Genomic DNA, 20,432 nt, shown 5'->3' with positions numbered 1-20,432 from the left:
TGGCTCCCCCCGCTGCCATGGACGTTCCACCGGGGCGGCCGCGGGGTCAACTCCCCGTGCGGCGGTGCAGAGGCCGGTGGTCGTCCTCGTCGTGTCCAAGAGCGAATTGCGGCCGCCGCCGGCGGAACCACTCAACCGAAAGGAAAACGCGGATGCTGCTCAGACGACATCGAGACCCCAGGGGCAGGGTGACATGGCCACCCGTCCTCCGTGGACGCCCTGGAGCGATATCGAAAGCGGCCAGGCCGCTGTCGCCCGCAACTGTCCGACGACGTACGCCCATCGTGGCCCTCAGCCTGTTCGCCGTCGCGCTGTCGAGCTTCGTCTCGCCGGCGCGTGCTGCCGAGGACCTGCCGGAACAGACACCCGGTGTCACCCTGCGGACCTATGACGTCGGCGTAGAGCTGTCCGGTATGTGCACGCTGAAGCCGGGGCAGACACCGAACGTCGACAAGCTGATGTCCACCGTCGACTGGACGTCCGCCGCCGACTTCGGACTGACCGACAAGTTCGTCACCGAGGTCATCGCCAACATCAACATCTCCACGGCGGGCTCCCACACGTTCCGGCTCACCAGCGACGACGGTGCTCGGCTGACCATCGGCGGCAGCAAGGTCATCGAGAACGACGGCCGTCACCCCGCGACATCGAAGGACGGCACGATCGACCTCGCCGCCGGCCACCACTCGCTGCGCATCGACCACTTCGACCACTTGTTCGGCCAGCAGCTCAAGCTGGAGTGGCGGAAGCCGGGATCATCCCAGTTCGAGCTCGTGCCGCAGTCGGTTCTGAGCACCGACAAGGACGTGGTGCGCGTGACCGCACCAGGCCGCAAGGAATGCGCCGGTGGGAGCGATGAACCCGGCGACGGTATGCCGCTGAATGCGGTGCACCCTGACTACAAGCTCACCAACCTGCGACCCTCGGGTTTCGAGCCGCAGGTCGGCGGGATGGACTGGCTGCCGGACGGCCGACTCGCCATCACCACATGGGGCGGCTCGGAGAAGAAGCTCGGCGAGGTCTACCTCCTGGACCACGTCACCGGCACCACAGCGCCGGATCGGGTGACGACGAAGAAGATTGCCTCCGGCTTGCAGGAGCCCATGGGCATCAAGTACGTGGACGGCAAGCTCTACGTGTCGGAGAAGTCCCGGCTGGTGGAGCTGAACGACACCAACGGCGACGAGGTCGCCGACGACCTTCGGACCGTGGCCACCTGGCCGTACGGTGGGAACTTCCACGAGTTCGCGTTCGGGCTGCTGTACAAGGACGGGCACTTCTATCTCAACACGTCCGTGTCCATCAACTTTGGCGGCGCCACTACCGACCCGCAGCCGGCGAAGAACCGGGGCACCACCATCAAGGTGAACAAAGAGACCGGCAACGTGGAATACCTCGCAGGCGGTCTGCGCACCCCCAACGGAATCGGCTGGGGCCCGGAGGACGGGATCTTCGCCACCGACAACCAGGGAGGCTGGCTGCCCGCGTCGAAGCTGGTGCACATCAAGCCGGGACGGTTCTTCAACCACTACACCAATCCCGCAGGCCCGTTCGACGACAAGCCGGTGACACAGCCGGTGCTGTGGCTGCCGCAGAACGAGATCGGGAACTCACCGAGCAACCCGATCCACCTGAAGGAAGGCCCGTTCGCCGGGCAGATGCTGATCGGTGACGTGACCTACGGCGGCATCCAGCGGGCGTTCCTGGAGAAGGTCAACGGTGAGTACCAGGGCGCAGTGTTCCGTTTCACGCAAGGGCTTGAGGCCGGCATCAACCGGATCAGCGTCGGACCGGACGGTGCCATCTACGCGGGCGGCATAGGCGGCGGCGGCAACTGGGGCCAGGCGGGCAAGCTCAACCACGGTCTGCAGAAGCTGACGCCCGGTGAGGGCAACGCCTTCGACATCAAGGCGATGCGCGCGGTGGACGGCGGGTTCGAGTTCGAGTACACCCAACCGTTGTCCGCCGAGACCGCGAACGGGCTGAAGGACAAGTACAAGGTGAAGCAGTGGCGGTACGAGCCGACTGCGGGCTACGGGGGGCCGAAGGTTGACGAAAAGTCGCTTTCGGTCGATTCTGCGACGCTGTCCGCAGACCGTAAGAAGGCGACGGTCAAGATCGCGGATCTCAAGCCGGGACACGTCGTGCACGTTCGTTCGCCGCGTCCGTTCAGCTCCGAGTCCGGGCAGTCGCTGTGGAGCACCGAAGCCTGGTACACGCTCAACGCGACCCCGAACGGTTCAGGTACGGATCCCAGGTACGAAGCCGAGAGCGCGCAACTCAGCGGTGGCGCGACGGAGATGCGGGACCACCAGGGCTACACGGGCAGCGGCTTCGTGGCCGGCTACGGGACCGCGGGGGCGAGCACGCAGTTCACCGTGAACGCCGAGTCGGCCGGCACGTACAACGTCGGTCTGCGTTACTCGAACGGTTCGCACCCTTTCACCGGGACCAAGACGATCAGCGTCTACGTGAACGGCACCAAGGTGAAGCAGGTACGGCTCGCCGACACCGGTTCCTGGGATAAGTGGGCCACACAGGTGGAAGCGCTGGACCTCAAGGCGGGCGCGAACACCATCACCTACAAGAGGGACGGCGACGACAGCGGACACGTCAATCTCGATCACCTCACCGTGGCCAAGGCGCAGCGGATCGACTTGTTCAACGGCGGGAACTTGGACGCATGGGAGAAGACAACTGGTGGCGCGGCGACATGGCCGATCGCCAACGGCTCCATGGAGTCCGCCGGCGGGGACATCCGCACCAAGCAGAAGTTCGGCGACTTCAAGTTGCACGCCGAGTGGCTGGAGCCGAACTACCCGTCGGACGTCACCGGACAGCAGCGCGGTAACAGCGGTGTGTACCTCCAGGAGCGCTACGAGATTCAGGTACTGGACTCCTACGGTGACACCACGTTGACGTCCAACGAGGCTGGTGGCATCTATTCGAAGCGGGCGGCGGACCGCAACATGGCGACTGCCCCGGGCACATGGCAGACGTACGACATCACGTTCCGTGCGGCGCGTTACAACAGTGACGGCAAGAAGGTCGACGACGCGCGGGTGACCGTGAAGTGGAACGGTGAAGTGGTCCACAAGGACGTAGCCATCGACGGGGTCACCGGCGGCAGCATCGAGGAAGGGCCATCGCCTGCCTCGATCCGCCTGCAGGATCACGGCGACCCGGGCGAGAACCCCCGATTCCGCAACATCTGGATTGAGCCCATAGCCTGATCCACCGAAGGCCGGGTGACGGTTCTATCGTCACCCGGCCTCTCGGGCGTTCGCCCCGGACACCCTCGTGGGACGCTCATCGCTCACGTGTCTGGGTCTCTTCTTCCGGGATGAGCGTCGTGCATCCCCGCAGCTTCGGTGACGAATGAGTAATGGAGCGGGAGGGACGGTCGCCCCGGCGCTTCTCAGGGGTGACACAACCTTCGCGGGTTGCGCATCAACGCTGAGCCCCAGGCCTCGTCAGATGCTTGAGCGCGACTCTGTTCGGGAGCCATACCGGAACTGTGGCCAGAGAGGAAGAACTCGGGCGGTACCGAATGCTGCCTGAACAGCCGCCGCGTTCGGGTTTTTGCGCGGCTAAAGGGCGGTTCTCCGCAGCGCACACCCCGCTGAAAAAGCAATGGCCAGCAGGTATTCCGGCGTGCCTGAAAGTGTTTTGTCCTCGTACCGGAAAAAGCTAACTCCTCTACCTTGCAAGGTCTTTCGCAAACAGAAAATGAGGGTTACGTTCCGGACGAATTTACCCCCCACTTGCCGTGCACCCACGGGTGCCGCATGCCACCCCTCACACGAAGGCAGGGCCGTGCATAGAGAACGCACCCTCCACACACCACGCCACAGAGGCGTAGCCCTGTTCGCCGGGCTGCTGCTCTCGGTGGGTACAGCCACAGCAGCCGGCGCCCACGAGGGGCACGCCGGCCACGAAACCCAGGCCGCTGCTGCCGCCGACCCGAACTTCGCTCAAGTCCCCCTGGCCAAGGGCGTATGGGAGCTGGGCGAGCCGATGAGCATCGCGGTGCTGCCCGACCGGTCCGTGCTGCATACTTCGCGAAGCGGCACTCTCCGGCTGACCAACGCCGCGGGCATCACCAAGTTCGCAGGCCAGCTCGATGTCTATACCTACAAGGAGGAGGGCCTCCAGGGCGTCGCCGTCGACCCCAACTTCGAGCAGAACCGCGCCATCTACCTCTACTACGCGCCGCTCGACCGTACCGTGCCGGAAGGAGAGGCCCCCGAAGAGGGTTCGGCCCGCGACTTCGAGCCCTACGAGAAGAAGGACGGCTACCGGCTTTCCCGCTTCGTCCTCAAGGCGGACGGGACCTTGGACAAGGGCAGCGAGAAGACGATCCTCACCGTCCCCAGTACCCGCGGCACCTGCTGCCACGTCGGTGGCGACCTCGACTTCGACGCGCAGGGCAACCTGTACCTGTCGACCGGTGACAACTCCAGCCCCGGTGGGGCCACCAGCGGCTACGCGCCGATCGACGAGCGGGCGAACCGTAACCCCATGTTCGACGCTCAGCGAACGGCCGCCAATACCAACGACCTGCGTGGCAAGATTCTGCGGATCAAGGTCGCCGAGGACGGCTCGGGGTACACCGTCCCCGACGGCAACCTCTTCCCCGAGGCAGACGACAAGGACGACAAGACCCGGCCCGAGATCTACGCCATGGGACTGCGCAACCCCTTCCGGATGAGCGTCGACCAGGCCACCGGCACCATCTACGTCGGAGACTACGGCCCCGATGCGACCGGCGCCGCTCCCAACCTGGGGCCCGCGGGAACGGTCGAGTTCGACCGCATCACCAAGCCCGGCAACTACGGCTGGCCGTACTGCGTCGCCGAGAACCAGGCCTACATCGACCGTGACTTGGCCACCGGCGGCACGAAGGGGGCCTTCGACTGCGCCGCGCCCAAGAATGAGTCACCACGCAACACTGGGCGGATCGAGCTGCCGAAGGCGGAGCCCGCCTGGATCTGGTACTCCGGAAACACGGCAAAGTCAGGGTCGACCAACCTCGATTTCGGGCAGAGCAGCGAGGAAGGCCCGATGGCCGGCCCGGTCTACCGCTATGACGCCAACCTGAACTCTCCGGTGAAGTTCCCCAAGGAGTACGACGGAGACTTCTTCGCGGGCGAGTTCAGCAGGAGATGGATCAAGAACATCAAGCAGGGCGCCGACGGGGCGGTCCAGTCGGCCAACGCCTTCCCCTGGTCGGGCACTTCGGTCATGGACATGGACTTCGGCCCCGACGGGGCGCTGTATGTCCTCGACTACGGCACGAAGTGGTTCGGCGGTGACGACAACTCCGCCTTGTACCGGATCGAGAACACCGCAAACGGCCACACACCGGTCGCCGAGATCAAAGCCGACAAGGGCGGAGGCGGCGAGAACGGTCCGTTGAAGGTCACGTTCTCCTCCGAGGGGACCTCGGACGCGGATGGCGGCCAGTTGACGTACGCCTGGGACTTCGGCGACGGCGGCAAGTCGACTGAGCCCAACCCGTCGCACACCTACGAGAAGAACGGCGTCTACTCCGCCTCGGTGACTGTCAAGGACGGCACGGGCCGCGAGCACTCCGCCTCCATGCGGGTCATCGTCGGACCCAAGCCGACGGTGAAGCTCCAGCTGCCCCGTGAGGGACAGTTGTTCAAGTACGGCGACGAAATACCCTTCAAGGTGGAGGTCAACGGCCCCGAGGGTCAGCAGACCGCCTGCGCGAAGGTCGAAGTCAGCTCTGTTGTGAAGCACAACCGTCACGGTCACCCCGCAACCAGGGCCAACGGTTGCGAGGGCACCTTGCGCACCCCTTCGGAGTCGGGTCACGGGCTCGACGAGAATGTCACTCTGGGAATCGCCGCCAAGTACAACTACACGCTCCCGAGCGGCGAGCCCTACGAGAGCGACGACACCACGAAGACCGCCGAGCTCAAGCCCCGTCAGTGGCAGGCCGAGCACTACAGCGAGTCCCGTGACGTCAAGGTCGTCGACCACGGCCAAGCGCGCGGCGGGAAGACCGTCGGCTCCATCCGTGACGGCAGCTGGGTCGCCTACAGGCCGTACAACCTCAGCAACGCCACCAAGCTGACCGCCCGGGTCTCCTCGGCGGGCGCCGGCGGAACACTGGAGGTCCGCGCGGGGGCAGCCGACGGCAAGCTGCTCGGCTCAGCCAAGGTCCCGGTGACCGGTGGCTGGGAGAAGTTCACCGATGTCTCCACCGACCTCAACGGTCCGCCCGCCGAAGGCACCACGCTTTACCTGGTCTTCAAGGGCGAGAGCGGTAAGGATCTCTTCGAACTCGACGACTTCGAGTTCACGACGGGGGCGGCGGCCGGCGCCCGCACCGGCGCGATCAAGGGCGTGGGTGGCAAGTGCCTGGACGTGGCGGGGGGCAACTCCGCCGACGGGACGCAGGTCCAGCTCTACGGCTGCGGCAACAACAACCCTGCCCAGGCATGGACGCTGCCCGGTGACGGCACGGTTCGCGCGCTCGGCAAGTGCCTCGACGTCAAGGACAGGGGCACCGACGACGGGACCAAGGTCCAGCTCTTCAAGTGCAACGACACTCCCGCCCAGGTGTGGGAGCCGCAGGGCGACGGCACCGTCCGCAATCCGCACTCGGCCAAGTGCCTCGATGCCGATGGCACCACCTCGGGAGACGGCACCCGTGTCCACTTGTGGACCTGCCATGCCAAGTCCAACCAGCAGTGGACCCTGCCGTAGGAAAGGAGGCACGACATCATGCGCATGAAAGTCACCAAGGCCGCTTGCTGGTTCTCGGGCGCGCTGCTGTGCGTGGCGGCCTCCCCGGCGGTCGCATCCGCCACGTCGGCGGCGGCTGCGGCGCGGGTCGCCGCGGACCCGGCGTACAAGGTTTTGTAGTCCACAGACCCGGCCCGGGAGCCACGTTCGCGCAACGCGGGCGTGCTCCTGGGCGGGCCCGGCGGATCTCCGCCCCACAACGGGTCCGTGCCGGGGGTGAATCGTCGTCCCCCGGCACGGGCCATCCACTCAGCACACGCACGAACCCGGCAGGGAGGCGCTCGCGATGACCACAACCCCACCGCCAAGTACCGGGAACTGGCTGATCGGAGCCCGCGGAGCCGTCGCAACCACAGTCGTCGTCGGCTGCGCGGCCATCGCGAGCGGACTACGGCCTCCCACCGGGATGGTCACCCTCACGCCGCCCTTCGCCGACTGCGGACTGCCCGCACTCGAATCGCTCGTCTTCGGCGGGCACGACGTGGTGTCCTGCCCGCTGCCGAAACGAGCCGAGCAACTGGCCGCGGAAGGGGTCCTGCCCCACGACATGACCGCGGCCGTACGGGGGGGAACTCGCCGCGGCGGAAGCCGAGGTACGCGCCGGGGGCCCGGGTCGGGGGCGATCTGCGCGACGACCACGAACTGATCAGCCGATTCGCCGAGGACATCGTCGCCTTCCGGATGCGCAACAGCCTTGCCCGGTGCGTCGTCGTCAACGTCGTCTCCACCGAACCCGCCCCGCGCGACGGGACACACGGCTGCCGGCCAGCTCGCTGTACGCGGCCGCGGCCCTGCGAGCGGAGGCGTCGTACGTGTACTTCACGCCCTCCACGGGACTGCACCACCCGGCGCTCGACACGCGGTACGAGGTGCCGGTGGCCGGACGGGACGGCAAGACCGGGCAGACGCTGCTGCGGTCCGTGCTCGGGCCGATGTTCGCCCAGAGGTCGCTCGCGGTGCGGTCCTGGTCGGGCAGCAACCTGCTCGGCGGGGGAGACGGGGCAGCACTGGCCGACCCCGACGCGGCCGCCGTGAAGAACGCGGGCAAGGAACGGGTGCTCGCCGACACACTCGGCGCCACGCCGGAGGGCGGCGTCCCCATCGACGACGTGCCGTCGATGGGCGACTGGAAGACCGCCTGGGATCACATCGCCTTCGAAGGGTTCCTCGGCACCCGAATGGTGTTGCAGACCATCTGGCAAGGCTGCGACTCCGCCCTCGCAGCGCCCCTCGTGCTCGATCTGGCCCGACTGCTCGCCCGGGCCCACGAGGTAGGCCTGACCGGACCTCTGCCCGAGCTGGGGTTCTACTTCAAGGACCCCGACCCCGGAGCGTCCTCCTCGCTGACGGAGCAATACATGGCGCTGCTCGGATTCGCGCAGCGACTGCGTGCGGCGGCGAGCTCGTGAGCACCCTGCGGGACTGGGCGGAACTGCTGCGCATCTCAGCTCTGTTCACCGTACCGGGGGACGTCGTCGCCAGGGCGACGTCCGCAGGCGAGCAGGTCGACTGGCGCGCCGTGCGCGCCATCGGCTGCTCGCTCTGCCTCTATGAGGCCGGCATGGCTCTCAACGACTTCACCGACCGCGGTGAGGGCGCGCGGGAGCGCCCTCACCGCCCTCTCCCCTCCGGGCGGATATGGCCCCGCGCGGCCCTGGCGGCGGCGGTCGGGCTCACCGGGGCCGGGCTCGTGCTCGGCGCCACGGCCGGGCGGTCGGCGGCGACGGTTGCCGGTGCTCTGGCCGCCACGGTCTGGGCGTACGACCTGAAACTCAAGCACACGAGCGCAGGTCCGCCGGCGATGGGCGCGGCCCGCGGCCTGGACCTGCTGCTCGGAGCGGCTGCGGTCGGGGGCAGACTCCGCCACCCCGCCGTGAGCGGCTCGACCCGGACGCCCCCGACCTCTTCGTACGCGCCCTCTATCGCGACCTCAACTCCCAATACGCGCAGTACTTCTGGATACGCGCTTAGACCCCGGCCGCGCCTGCGGGGACTGGTTCGTGTCCGGACTGCCCGGCGGCCGTGGCCACGGCCCGGACCTGACGGGCCAGCAGCGACACCACCGCTGCGAACACAATCAGCAGGCACCACCCGCGAGGGTGGAACGGCCCCGACGGCGCGGGAGACCGGACCGGCCAGCGCGTCAAGTTCACTCCAGTGTAACGAATTGGCAACACGGCAAGACTCGCGCGGCCCACCCCGCTCAGGGAACACGCGGATGTCAGATCGGCTGGTGCCAGTGCGGTCTCCGATGGCACGCACGGGGACGAGGGAGGAAGTGAACAGGCGTGGACACGAGGCGAGCCACACGGCCTGGCCGCCGATGGCCAACTCACGTGCGGCTCCCATCATGGCAACGACCTCGCGGCTCTCCGACCGCCGCGGTTGGCTGCTGTCCACCATCGGGCGGCGGGTCACTTCACCCCGCAGGAGTCATGGGGCGTTGCCTGCCCAGCTCCTCAGGCGAGCGAGCCCTCGCCGCCAACGAACCGAGTGGCAAGCCAAGACTCTCCGCAGGGGTTCACCCTCGGATCGAACTGTCATGGCCAGGACAATGTGCTGGAAGGAAGAGCAATGCGAGCAAAGCGAGTTGGCGGAATCCTGTCCGTGACGACCCTCGGGGTCATCGCGGCCGGAATGGTCGCCGCCCCGCAAGCAAGCGGGATCGTCGACGGCAGGGAGGCCGGTTCGACCCCTGGGGCCGTACGAGTGGCCTTCGGCTGCACGGGATCCGTGATCAGCCCGACCTGGGTGCTGACCGCGAAGCACTGCGTCGACGAAGGAATGACATACGCCGAAGTGGCGGTCGGGAACGTCGATACCGATCACGCTGAAGTCGTCAAGAGCAAGAGCATCCACCTCAATGACAGGGCCGATCTCGCCCTGCTGGAGCTGGAGCGGCCGGTGAACGTCACCTTCGCCCAGCTCGGCGACAAGGTCAACGTGGGCGACACGGAACAGGTCTTCGGCTGGGGCTACGGCAACAAGCTGAGGGTGGCCGACATGCGAGTTGTGGGGGTGGATCACGGGATTTCAGCGGATCGCATCAACGGCAATACCCAGGGCGGCGACTCCGGCGGTCCTGTCTTCGTCGACGGCAAGCAGGTCGGCGTGCACTACGCCGTCGGGCATCACGCGTACCACGTGAACCTCCTCGTTCACCGGCAGTGGATCAAGGAGATCTCCGGCGTGTGACCGGTCATGAACGGCGCCTCCGGTGAAGATGGCCCACACCGCGCGGGCGACGGCGCTGGGCGTCCACACCCGCTGACGGAGACCCCTCCGTCAGCCTCCCGCTGCCTACGGAAGAAGACCTAGTAATGAAGCGCAAAAGGAAGGCAAGATCGATCATCTCGGCGTTGGGTGGGCTTGCCCTGCTCGTCGGCGTGCTGGCCGGTGTGCCCATCGGTTTCGGCGCGGCGACGGCGTCCGCTGCCGCGAGCACGCCCGTCGCGCCGCTGGCCGCTCCGACGATGGGATGGAACAGCTGGAACCACTTCGAGTGCAGAGTCACGCAGCAGAACATCAAGGACGCGGCCGATCAGATCGTCAGCCGCGGTCTGGACAAGCTCGGGTACAAGTACGTGAACGTCGACGATTGCTGGATGGCCTCGACCCGCGACGCCAACGGCCACTTGCGGCCCGACCCCGTCAGGTTCCCGGACGGAATGAAGGCCCTGGCCGACTACGTCCACAGCAAGGGCATGAAGTTCGGCATCTACGAGGCGGCGCTCGGCAAGACGTGTGCCGGACTTCCCGGTAGCGAGGGTTACGAGACCACGGACGCGAAGGACTTCGCGGCCTGGGGTGTGGACCTGCTGAAATACGACACCTGCGGGCGCGACCCAAACAACAACATCGAAAAGCGATACACGGCCATGGGCAACGCCCTGAAAGCCACCGGGCGAGACATCGTGTTCAGCATTTGCAGTTCGGGCGCGGGGAGCCCCTGGGAGGGATGGGGGGCGGCCAGCGGCGGGAGTCAGTGGCGGACCACCCATGACATCACCGCTCGCTGGTTCCTCGACAACAACACGGGTTCGCCGATGGGCGTCCTGGACATCATCGACGCTCAGAAGGGTCTGGAGGTGTTCTCGGGGCCCAGCACTTGGAACGACATGGACATGCTGGAGGTCGGCAACGAAGGGCTGACCGAGGACGAGTATCGTTCGCACTTCTCGCTGTGGTCGCTGATGAACTCCCCACTGCTGTTGGGCAACGACCTGACCAAGATGTCCCCAGACGCCGAGGCGATCGTCAAGAACGCCGACGTCATCGCCGTCGACCAGGACTGGGCCGGCTCACAGGGCAGGCTGATGCGGGACCTGGGCGGCGGCCGGCAGGTCTGGGCCAAGCCCATGTCGGACGGGTCTGTCGCGGTAGTGCTGTTCAACCGGTCGAGCGCCGCGACGACCATCACGACCTCGGCCGCCGAAGTCGGCCTGGGCGGTTCCTCGTCCTACGGCCTCAAGGACTTGTGGAGCAAAACCACGGCCACCTCGACCGGGACCATCTCCGGCCAGGTACCGTCGCACGGCGTCGTGATGTACCGGATGAGCCGTGCGGGAACCAACGCCACGGTGCTGACCGCCGGCACGCACAACATCGCAGACCTGACCCCGCTGGCCGCCTCAACCGGATGGGGCACCACCCGCAAGAACCAGTCCGCCGACGGCAACACCCTCAACATCGGCGGAACGTCCTACGCCAACGGCGTCGGGACGCACGCCGATTCCGGCATCCACTACTGGCTCGGTAAGACCTGCCAGCGCTTCACCGCCCAGGTCGGCGTCGACAGCGAGGTCGGCACCAAGGGATCCGTTCGCTTCCAGGTCTACGGCGACGGCAAACTCCTCACCCACAGCGACGTGAAACGAGGCGGCCAGGCAGCCACCACGCTCACCGCGCCCACCAGCGGCGTCAACACGCTCGAACTCCGAGCGACCGACGGCCGAGACAACATCGGCTACGACCACGCCGACTGGGCCGACGCCAAGCTCACCTGCGGCAGCGGCACCGGGTACGAGGCCGAAGGCCCCAGCGCGACCCGCGCCGGCACGACGAACCTGCGGGCCTGCTCAGCCTGTTCCGGCGGTTCGACGGTGGGCGACATCGGCAATGGCCCCGCCAACCACGTGACCTTCACCAACGTCGTCGCCAACACCACCGGCAACCAGACTCTGACCATCCACTATCTGCTCGACGGAGCCCGGTCGTTCTTCATCAGCGTCAATGGCGGACCGGACACCAAGGTGGACCTGACCGGCACCTCTTGGTGGTCCGTGGCGACAAAGAGCATCACCGTCCCGCTCCAGGCGGGCGCCAACACCATCAAGTTCCACAACGTCACTGCCTACGCACCCGACCTCGACAAGATCACCCTCAGCTGATCCGCGGACACCGGGATTACCAGGCATCGTCGGGCTTTGTGTAGTTGGCAATCCCCATCGACGTCGCTTCGTCCTGGTGATTTAGATAACGGCACACGCTTTCACTTGTTGAAAGCGTGTGCCGTTCTGGCGCTCTTGAGAGTCGTACAGGTCATTCAGGAACCGCTGGCACAGGGCTGATTTGGGTTCTCGGATGCTGAGACGCTCTGTGGCCGATCAGATCGGCGCTGGCGACGAAGATCACGTGTGGGTTACGGCGGGTGTGTCGGGGCCGGTAGGCCACGAAGCTCCTGCTGGATCTGAGGATTGTCTAAGCGTGTATCCAGAAGTTCTGCGCGTTTTGGGAGTTGAGGCTGTGTGTCGCGGGAGGCGTTGACACGGCCCTCGCTGGGCGTTCGATCGAGGTGTCAGCATCGTCCGTCCACCCGGCGAGGTCGTGGTCAGTGTGCGCCCGCCCACCGTGTTCGCCAATGCATCCGACACCGAGTGCATGAGGTTACGCAGTCTGCTGCGGGGCCGTGATGTCCGTGGCGTAGTTGCGGCGAGTTTCCTCCTCGTAGCGGCGGAAGGCACCGGACTGCAGCACAGGCTCAGGAGGAGATCTAGCCGCGATCTGGTGACAGCAAGTTGGGGTCGCTGGCCGTCACGCCCACCCTGCGTCCTGGCGAAATGGCAGGTTGTCCCATCCCTCGACGACACTGCCCCGAACTCCGCCCCGTACTGCGTCCGGCGGTACCCAGAACACACGCCAACTCACCGCGAGCGCACCCCCCTTCATCGGCTTCAACACGCCAATTCGATAGGGAACTGCCTGAGTCCGAAAGAGAACTGGGTGCCGCAGGGTTACGGTGCGCGTGTGATTCCCAGCTGTTCTCACGCCGAGCGTGCAGTGGCCCGGACCTGACCGTGTCAGGCATCGGCCACGACCCGTCGGGCGGCCCGGCGCTCAAGGTGAGCCCGAGAGCTATTCCTTGACGGCTCCGGCGTTGGCGCCTTGGACGAAGTAGCGCTGGAAGCAGAAGAACAGCGCGGCGACGGGCAGGGTGGCCAGCAGGGCTGCGGCCAGTTTCACGGGGTACTGCGTGCCGCCGCCCAGACCGCCGGAGACGAGGCGGGCGAGGCCGGTGGTGAGGGTTTCGTACTGGCTGGACTGGGTGGCCACGAGGAAGTGGGTGAACTCGTTCCACGAGCCCTGGAAGGACAGGATGGTCAGGGTCAGCAGCGCGGGTCGGGCCATCGGCAGCACAATCGACCAGAAGGTACGGAAGACGCCGGCGCCGTCGACGCGGGCGGCCTCCTCCACTTCCCGGGGGATCGACTCGAAGAACTGCTTCATGATGAAGATGCCGGCTGCGTCCACCATGAGCGGCAGGATCATGCCGGTGTATGTGTCGAAGAGGCCGAAGCTGTTGAGGACCAGGAACCTGGGGATCAGCAGCGCCACTCCGGGTACCGCCATGACGGCGAGGATGAAGCCGAACAGCACGGTACGGCCACGGAAGCGCAGGCGGGCCAGGGCGTAGCCGGCCATCGAGTCGAACAGCACGCGTCCGGCGGTGACCACGACGGCGACGAAGGCGGAGTTGCCCAGCCAGCGCAGGAACGGTACCCCCTCACCGGCCTGGCTGAAGCCGAACAGACGCTGGTAGGCGGCCGTCGTGGGGGTGGTGGGGAGCAGACCGAGGGGGTGGGCGGCCGCGTCGGGGTCCGTCTTGAACCCGGTCACCAGCTGGATCACGAACGGCACGATGTACAGCAGGCCGAGCGCGGCCACCGCCGTGTAACCAAGGACGCGCAGGGAGAGGGGGAAGCGGCCGAGCACGGGATGGCCCTGCGCCCGGGCGGCCGGGGACTTGGCGCTCATCGGTTCCTCCGGGTGCGGGGGGTGCGCTCCCGGAGCAGGAAGCGTTGTACGGCGGTCATGGTCAGGATCAGCGTGAGCAGGATGAAGGCGATGGCCGCGCCCTGCCCGAAGTCGGCGTCGCCGAAGGCGGAGGAGTATGACAGGAACGCCGGGGTGAGGGTGGTGTTGCCGGGGGCGCCCTGGCTCATGACGTACACCTGGTCGAAGACCTGCCAGGTGCCGATCAGTCCGAGGGTGAGGACAAGGAAGAGCACGGGCCGCAGCGCGGGCAGGGTCACGTACCGCAGCAGCTGGAAGCGGCTGACGCCCTCGATGGCGGCGGCCTCCTCCAGTTCGCGCGGGATGTCCTGGAGAGCGGCGAGGAAGATCAGCATGAAGGTGCCCGAGGTCGTCCACACGGCGAGCAGGATGATCGTGCACATCGCCACGGATGGCCCGGACAGCCACTCGAACCAGGACAGTCCCATGAACGAGTGGTCGGCGAGGGCGCCCGAGGGGTGGCTGGTGTCGACGATGCCGAGGCCGCCCAAGAGGAGGGAGAGCACGCCGCGGGAGTCGTTGAACCAGTTCGGGCCCTTGATCCCGATCCAGGACAGCACGGTGTTGACGGCTCCGCTGCCCTGGAACAGGAACAGGAAGATCGTGGAGACGGCGATCGAGCTGGTGACCGAGGGGAAGAAGAACGCGGTGCGCAGGGCGCTACGGCCGCGCAGCATCCGCTGGTTGACGACGAGCGCCAGCGTCAGCGCGAGGATCGTCTGCAACGGCACGGTCAGCAGCACGTAGTAGAGGTTGTTGCGCAGCGAGGTCGCGAAGAGGGTGCGGTCGAGGCCGTCCTGGCTGAGCAGGGCCCGGTAGTTGTCGAGGCCGACGAAGTCCGTCTGGCCGCTGAAGGGGTTGGACTGGCCGTCCCAGTTGAGCAGGCTCACCCACAGCGCCATCAGGGTCGGCAGGACGAGGAACAGGCCGAGGACGATCACCATGGGGCTGACGAACAGCCAGCCCCAGGCTCCTTCGGCGCGGCGCCCCACGCGCGGGGCAGGGAAGGCGTGGGGCGCCGCGGCCGGGCCGACGCCGCCGGGCGCGTCAGGTGCGCCCGGCGAGCCGACCGTACGGGGACCCCCGCCCGCGCGGGAACGCGGGGCCGGGCGAGGGTGCTGTGACGTACGCGGGAACATGCTGGCTCACTCGCCTGTCGTGAGGGCCGGTTCGCCGTTGCGCTGCAGGTTGGCGAGGATCTTCTTCGGGTCGCCGGTGCTCAGCGCGGCGAGGTCGGTGTTGAACTGAGTGAGCACCTTGTCGAAGCCCGCGACGGTCACCGGGCCCTGTGCGTAAGCGGTGGCGTCGGCCCACGCCTTGGCGGAGGGGTACTTCTTCGCGTACTCGGCAAGGGCGCTGGTGCGGGAGGGCATCACGCCGAAGGCGTCCGCGTTCTTCATCATCTGCGTGCTGCTGGTCAGGTACTTCACCAGGTCCACGGCGGCTGCCCGGTGGGCGCTGTCCTGAGCCACGCCCCAGCACTGGCTGAAGGCGAGGGTGCCCTGGCCGGCCGGGCCGGCGGGCAGCGGGACCGCCGTGTACTTCATGTCCGGGTAGTCGGCTTTCATGCCGCCGGTGAGCCAGTTGCCCTCGATGGTCATGGCGGCCTTGCCCTTGCCGAGGGCCTCGCCGCCCCAGTTGGTGTCGACCTGGTTGGCGTACTTCAGGGAGCCGGACTTCAGCAGCGACTGCACGTAGTCGAGGGCCTGGGTGTTCTGGGTGCTGTCGGCGGTCATCTTCGTCTGGTCGGCGTCGGTTATCCAGCCGCCGGCCTGTTTCATGAAGACGCCGACGCGTGCGTACTCGCCGTTGATGACCAGTCCGGTGACGTCGCTCTTGGTCAGCTTGGCGGCGACGGTCTTGAGTTCGGCCCAGGTGGTCGGGTAGTCCTTCGCAGTCAGCCCGGCCTTCTTCCACAGGTCGTCGTTGATCGCCAGGGCGAGAGTGGAGGTGTCCTTGGGCAGGCACACCAGCTTGCCGTCGTGGGTGAAGGAGGCGCGCAGCTGGACGGAGAAGTCGTCCGCGTCCTTGATCTGGTCGCCGTAGGCGTACAGAGAGCCGCCCTTGGCGTAGTTGGCGAACTGGTCGGAGTTGACGTAGAAGGCGTCCGGCGGCTTGTGCCCGGCGAAGGACTGGGCCAGCTGCTGGTTGACGTCCTTGGCGACGTCGACGGTCACCGTGTTGCCGGACTGCTTGGCCCATGCCGCCGCCGCATCCTTGACGGCCTTGGTCTCCGCGTCCCCCGAGGAGGCGATCAGCACCGTCAGGTGCTGCTTCTCACGGGTGTCCTGCGTGGTCTTCTTGTCGCTGCCGAAACTCGACGAGCAGCCTGTGGCGGCCAGCATGGCCGCACATGTGACGAGGGCCGCTACGGCCGTACGGTTGCGCATTGCTTCCTCCGAGGGTTACGTGTGGTACTTGCGGCTCCGCCCGGGCACACGAAGGCGTGCGCCAGGGATGTGGGGGTGGAGGAGGGCGGAACGATTCGGGGTGAGGGGACGGGTGGCCGGGGGTGGTTACTCGTCGGCGATGGACGTTGAGATGGTGCTGCTGTCGCGGATGACCAGGGACGGTTGCAGCAGGATCCGCTCGGGCGGTGCGTCGGGTGCGGCGATCCGTGCCAGCAGCAGCCGTACGCATTCCTGACCGACTTCTTCCAGCGGCTGGGCGACGGATGTCAGGGCGGGGGAGAGGATCTCGGCGGTCGGTGAGTCGTCGAAGCCGACGACGGCCACGTCACGGCCGGGCAGCACGCGGCGCTCGCGCAGCGACTGATAGCAGCCGAGGGCCAGCATGTCGCTGGCCGCGATCACCGCGGTCGCGCCGGCGTCCAGCAGCGGCTTCACGGCGGCGCGGGCTGCGTCGATGTCGTTCACACTCTGCCCGCGCCGCCCGCGGGTCGGCAGTCCGTGCCGCTTCATCGCTCGCAGCCAGCCCTCCGCACGGTCGTCACCGGCGCCGGAGGAACCACGTTCCCAGCCCAGGAAGGCGATCTTGCGATGCCCCAGGGCGACCAGGTGCTCGACGGCGGCATCCGTGCCCGAGGCGCCGTCTACGTCGACCCAGTCGCCGACCTGGCGCCCCGACCACATCCGGCCGAAGCCGACGAACGGCACGCCCCGCTTGGTCAGCCATGCTTGGCGCGGGTCGCTGCGGTCGGTACCGCTGAGCACGAAGCCGTCGACCTCGTGCTGGGCCAGCAGTTCCTCGTAGCCCTTCAGGCTTGGGCCGTCGGGCGGGGAAGCGAACAGTAGGATCCGGTACCCGGCCTCGTCAACGGCCTGCGACAGGGCGTGCAGGAAGCGGTCCATGACCGCACCCGCGGCACCGGGCGGAGTGGGCTGGATGCCGTAGCCGATCAGCTTGCTGGAACGGGTGCGTAGTGTCTGCGCGGCTCGGCTGGGGCGGTAACCCGTTTCGTCGATCGCGCGGCGGACCCGCTCCAGGGTCTCGGGTCGCAGTATGTCCGGCGAGTTGATCGCGTTCGACACGGTCTGCGCAGAGACTCCGGCCCGGGCGGCGACCGTCGCGAGGGTCACCGGGCCGCCCTGGGCCGAGGAATTCTTGCTGGAGCGAGGCATGCGGCTCTCCGGCTTGCAGATGAGTTTTGGATTCAGTTTTAGCGTTCCAAAACCGTTGTCAGGACTCTGACGACTGGCTTAGTGTCCTTGGAACGCTAAAACACTGAGAGGTTCTACTCCATTGGACATCACTGTCAAGACTCAGGACCCCAACGGGTCGGTCACAGAGTCCGTCTCTGCAGTCGGTGGACTACAGCCGTTCCTGCATGACGCCGTCGTCACGCTGTGCGCGCCGAGCCTGGTGATCTCACAGGAAAGCGGGCAGCTCAGCGGGGGCGCGGACGGCTTCTACCACGGCGACCGCCGAGCCCTGTCCCGGCTGACGGTCGCAGCGGAGGGCATCGCCCTGGCGCCGGTCCACGGCGGATTGCGGGGAGCGGACCGGGCGGATTTCCGCGCGATCCTGCGGGGCCTCGGTGAGGTGACGGCGGACCCCGCGGTCGCTCTGCGCCGGCTTCGTCGCACGGTGGCCGGCCGACTGGAGGAGGTCTTCGAGGTCACCAACGCGGGCACCGAGCACGTCCACCTCCAGCTGACGGTGACCGCCGGCACCGACCTCGCCACCATGGAGCAGGTCAAGTCGGGCCAGGAGCTGGAGACGGTGACGCCGCAGGTCGCGGATACCGACGGTGTCGGACTGTCCTGGAGCAGCGGCGACTTCAGCGTCCAGTTGGCCAGCGAGCCCGCCCCGGACGCACTCCACGTGCCGACGGGGCAGTTGTCGTACGACATCGATCTCCAGCCCGGTGCTTCATGGAGCGTGACATTGAACTGCACCGCGGCCTATGCGGACGGCGACCAGTTCCCGGCCCCGCCTGGTGACCAACTGCCCTGGCGTGTTCCCGTGGTTCGCAGTGCGGACCGCCGTCTCGAGTGGTGGCTCCAGCAGTCACTGGCCGACCTGGACCGCCTGCGCCTCGCGGACCCGCAGTCCTCTGACCCGGACCGGCCGGACCAGTTCCTGGCCGCCGGCGCCCCCTGGTTCCTGACCCTCTTCGGTCGCGACTCGCTCTGGGCCGCCCGCATGCTCCTCCCGCTCGGCACCGACCTTGCTGCCGGCACTCTGCGCACACTCGCCCGCCGCCAGGGCGCCGTCACCGACCCGGCCACCGAGGAACAGCCAGGCAAGATTCTGCACGAAGTACGCCGGGACACCCTCCAGTTCGCGGACTCCCTCCTCCCGCCGGTGTACTACGGCACCGTCGACGCCACCTCCCTGTGGGTCACCCTCCTCCATGACGCCTGGCGTTGGGGCCTGCCCCCCAGGGAGGTCGAACTGCTACTGCCGCACGCCGAGTCGGCACTCGCCTGGATGCGCAACCAGGCGGAGGCGAGCGGCGACGGCTTCCTCAAGTACGGCGCCCACGGCCCCCACGGCCTGTCCAACCAGGGCTGGAAGGACTCAGGTGACTCCATCCGGCACCGCGACGGCCGCCTCGCCGCGGCGCCGATCGCGCTGTGTGAAGTCCAGGCGTACGCCTACGAGGCGGCACGCGGCGGGGCGTCGCTGCTGCGTGCCTTCGGCCGCCCCGGGGCCGACCATTGGGAGGAATGGGCCGAGCAACTGGCCGACCGCTTCCGCAAGCACTTCTGGGTGGAGGACGAAAGCGGCCCATATCCGGCGGTCGCCCTCGACCGGGACGGCCGACCTGCGGACGCGGTGACCTCGGGCTTCGGCCACCTCCTCGGCACGGGGCTGCTCAACGAGGAGGAAAGCGCACTACTGGCTGCCCGGCTGACTGGCCCCGACCTGGACGCGGGCCACGGCCTGCGCACGCTGAGCAGTAACTCGGTGGGCTTCAACCCCTACGGCTACCACACCGGTTCCATCTGGCCCCACGACACCGCCATCGCTGTACACGGCCTGATCAGGGCCGGCTTCCCGGACGCCGCCGCATCCCTGGCCCAGGGTCTGCTGACCGCCTCGACCGCCTTCGACGCCCGTCTGCCCGAACTCTTCGCCGGCCACGGCACCGAGGCCGGTCCCCGCCCCGCCCCGTACCCGGCATCCTGCCGACCCCAGGCGTGGGCTGCCACATCCTCGGTCCTCGTGCTCCAGGCCGCCCTCGGCCTCCAGGCGGACGCCCCCGGTGGAACAGTCACCGTGACGCCCGGCTTCGCCTCGGCGTACGCACCGCTCACGGTGACAGGACTCCAAGTCGGCGGAGGCCAGCTGGACGTCACAGTCACGGCCGATGGAACAGTGAACGTGACCGCGCCGGAAGGGCTGACAGTGATCACACCCTGATGCCGACCACCCAGCCATCCCGTGGCGCCACGCTGCGGGATGGTCATTGATCACTGGAGGCCGTGGACAGCGGACACCCTGTCCCAACTTCTGTTCGCAGCTACCGGCGTGCCGCGGCCCGTCCGCGTGTGCGTGATGCGTGACGTCCGGGACTGGCAACTTGTGGCCGAGCGCCGCCAGTTACGCGATCTGCCCGGTTTCGAGGACGGCGTCGCCCTCCTCGACCTCTTGGCCTCCCTGCCCGACAAGCGCCGCGAGGCGTTCGTCCTCACGCAGCTGATGGGGCATGCCCTACGCGGAGGCGGCCGAGGTGAGCGACTGCCCCATCGGAACCGTCCGCTCCCGTGTGGCCCGGGCCCGCGCGGCCCTCGTCGAATTGCTGGCGGATGCCGCGGAGAAACGGCAGCGCTTCGCTCCTGGCCCGTAGTCACAGGCCAGGAGCGACGCGTCCGCGTCAGCACGGGCAGGGTGGGTGGCGGTGCTTGGTGACGGTCGAGGAGGGAGTGACCGTCGAGGGGGCGTGCACCGCCACC

General features: G+C 67.5%; 12 protein-coding genes and 4 pseudogenes. 11 read left to right on the top strand and 5 right to left on the bottom strand.

Annotated features, from left to right (window positions below):
- Window positions 1-17: 17 nt before the first annotated feature.
- Window positions 18-707: pseudogene (locus AC3ETA_RS21595) on the top strand (PA14 domain-containing protein); the annotation flags it as partial.
- Window positions 708-1,610: 903 nt separating this feature from the next.
- Here AC3ETA_RS21595 and AC3ETA_RS21590 read toward each other — a convergent pair.
- Window positions 1,611-1,862, bottom strand: a complete 252-nt coding sequence (locus tag AC3ETA_RS21590; RefSeq protein ID WP_432194547.1) for a hypothetical protein — start codon at window positions 1,860-1,862, stop codon at window positions 1,611-1,613.
- Here AC3ETA_RS21590 and AC3ETA_RS21585 point away from each other — a divergent pair.
- The 8 genes and pseudogenes from AC3ETA_RS21585 (at window position 1,844) to AC3ETA_RS21550 (ending at window position 12,167) form a co-directional block, all read left to right on the top strand.
- Window positions 1,844-1,968: pseudogene (locus AC3ETA_RS21585) on the top strand. The gene AC3ETA_RS21590 and the pseudogene AC3ETA_RS21585 overlap by 19 nt on opposite strands.
- A complete protein-coding gene (locus AC3ETA_RS21580; RefSeq protein WP_432194546.1) occupies window positions 1,959-3,233 on the top strand; it encodes a 3-keto-alpha-glucoside-1,2-lyase-like domain-containing protein in 1,275 nt (424 codons plus the stop codon). Before AC3ETA_RS21585 ends, AC3ETA_RS21580 begins: the two are co-directional and overlap by 10 nt.
- A gap of 583 nt (window positions 3,234-3,816) precedes the next feature.
- Window positions 3,817-6,738, top strand: a complete 2,922-nt coding sequence (locus AC3ETA_RS21575) for a PQQ-dependent sugar dehydrogenase (RefSeq protein WP_432194545.1) — start codon at window positions 3,817-3,819, stop codon at window positions 6,736-6,738.
- A gap of 18 nt (window positions 6,739-6,756) precedes the next feature.
- Window positions 6,757-6,897: a hypothetical protein gene (locus tag AC3ETA_RS21570; protein ID WP_432194544.1), complete on the top strand. Its 141-nt coding sequence runs from the start codon at window positions 6,757-6,759 to the stop codon at window positions 6,895-6,897.
- Window positions 6,898-7,063: 166 nt separating this feature from the next.
- A pseudogene (locus AC3ETA_RS21565) lies at window positions 7,064-8,186 on the top strand (inositol-3-phosphate synthase).
- On the top strand, window positions 8,183-9,388 hold the full coding sequence (locus tag AC3ETA_RS21560) for a UbiA family prenyltransferase (RefSeq protein WP_432194543.1): 1,206 nt from the start codon (window positions 8,183-8,185) through the stop codon (window positions 9,386-9,388). The pseudogene AC3ETA_RS21565 and the gene AC3ETA_RS21560 overlap by 4 nt, the downstream one beginning before the upstream one ends.
- Entirely contained in the window at window positions 9,385-9,972 is a 588-nt protein-coding gene (locus tag AC3ETA_RS21555) for a S1 family peptidase (protein WP_432194542.1), read from the top strand. The genes AC3ETA_RS21560 and AC3ETA_RS21555 overlap by 4 nt, the downstream gene beginning before the upstream one ends.
- A 125-nt stretch (window positions 9,973-10,097) precedes the next feature.
- Complete coding sequence (locus tag AC3ETA_RS21550) at window positions 10,098-12,167, top strand: NPCBM/NEW2 domain-containing protein (protein WP_432194541.1); 2,070 nt, start codon at window positions 10,098-10,100, stop codon at window positions 12,165-12,167.
- 964 nt (window positions 12,168-13,131) lie between these two features.
- On the opposite strand, the gene AC3ETA_RS21545 is transcribed toward AC3ETA_RS21550, so the two are convergent.
- From AC3ETA_RS21545 to AC3ETA_RS21530, 4 genes are all read right to left on the bottom strand, one after another.
- Window positions 13,132-14,031, bottom strand: coding sequence for a carbohydrate ABC transporter permease (locus AC3ETA_RS21545; protein WP_432194540.1), 900 nt, complete (start codon window positions 14,029-14,031; stop codon window positions 13,132-13,134).
- On the bottom strand, window positions 14,028-15,014 hold the full coding sequence (locus AC3ETA_RS21540; protein ID WP_432194638.1) for a carbohydrate ABC transporter permease: 987 nt from the start codon (window positions 15,012-15,014) through the stop codon (window positions 14,028-14,030). Before AC3ETA_RS21540 ends, AC3ETA_RS21545 begins: the two co-directional genes overlap by 4 nt.
- Window positions 15,015-15,215: 201 nt before the next feature.
- On the bottom strand, window positions 15,216-16,460 hold the full coding sequence (locus AC3ETA_RS21535; RefSeq protein ID WP_432194539.1) for a sugar ABC transporter substrate-binding protein: 1,245 nt from the start codon (window positions 16,458-16,460) through the stop codon (window positions 15,216-15,218).
- Window positions 16,461-16,586: 126 nt separating this feature from the next.
- Window positions 16,587-17,651: a LacI family DNA-binding transcriptional regulator gene (locus AC3ETA_RS21530; RefSeq protein ID WP_432194538.1), complete on the bottom strand. Its 1,065-nt coding sequence runs from the start codon at window positions 17,649-17,651 to the stop codon at window positions 16,587-16,589.
- Window positions 17,652-17,772: 121 nt separating this feature from the next.
- Here AC3ETA_RS21530 and AC3ETA_RS21525 point away from each other — a divergent pair, with 121 nt between their 5' ends.
- Window positions 17,773-19,899 (top strand): amylo-alpha-1,6-glucosidase, encoded by a 2,127-nt coding sequence (locus tag AC3ETA_RS21525; RefSeq protein WP_432194537.1) that lies wholly within the window; start codon window positions 17,773-17,775, stop codon window positions 19,897-19,899.
- A gap of 92 nt (window positions 19,900-19,991) precedes the next feature.
- Window positions 19,992-20,326 (top strand): annotated as a pseudogene (locus AC3ETA_RS21520) (sigma factor-like helix-turn-helix DNA-binding protein); the annotation flags it as partial.
- Window positions 20,327-20,432: the final 106 nt, after the last annotated feature.

It is taken from the genome of Streptomyces sp. bgisy027 (assembly GCF_057710365.1).
The sequence above is the reverse complement of the archived record's forward strand: the minus strand, read 5'-3'. Positions and strand labels throughout refer to the sequence as shown.

What these genes read in the sequence shown, in the direction of transcription:
- AC3ETA_RS21570 (WP_432194544.1), top strand. Translation starts at nt 6,757, where the DNA reads ATGCGCATGAAAGTCACCAAGGCCGCTTGCTGGTTCTCGGGCGCGCTG.
- AC3ETA_RS21550 (WP_432194541.1), top strand. Translation starts at nt 10,098, where the DNA reads ATGAAGCGCAAAAGGAAGGCAAGATCGATCATCTCGGCGTTGGGTGGG.
- AC3ETA_RS21535 (WP_432194539.1), bottom strand. Translation starts at nt 16,460, where the DNA reads ATGCGCAACCGTACGGCCGTAGCGGCCCTCGTCACATGTGCGGCCATG.
- AC3ETA_RS21540 (WP_432194638.1), bottom strand. Translation starts at nt 15,014, where the DNA reads ATGGTGATCGTCCTCGGCCTGTTCCTCGTCCTGCCGACCCTGATGGCG.
- AC3ETA_RS21545 (WP_432194540.1), bottom strand. Translation starts at nt 14,031, where the DNA reads ATGAGCGCCAAGTCCCCGGCCGCCCGGGCGCAGGGCCATCCCGTGCTC.
- AC3ETA_RS21530 (WP_432194538.1), bottom strand. Translation starts at nt 17,651, where the DNA reads ATGCCTCGCTCCAGCAAGAATTCCTCGGCCCAGGGCGGCCCGGTGACC.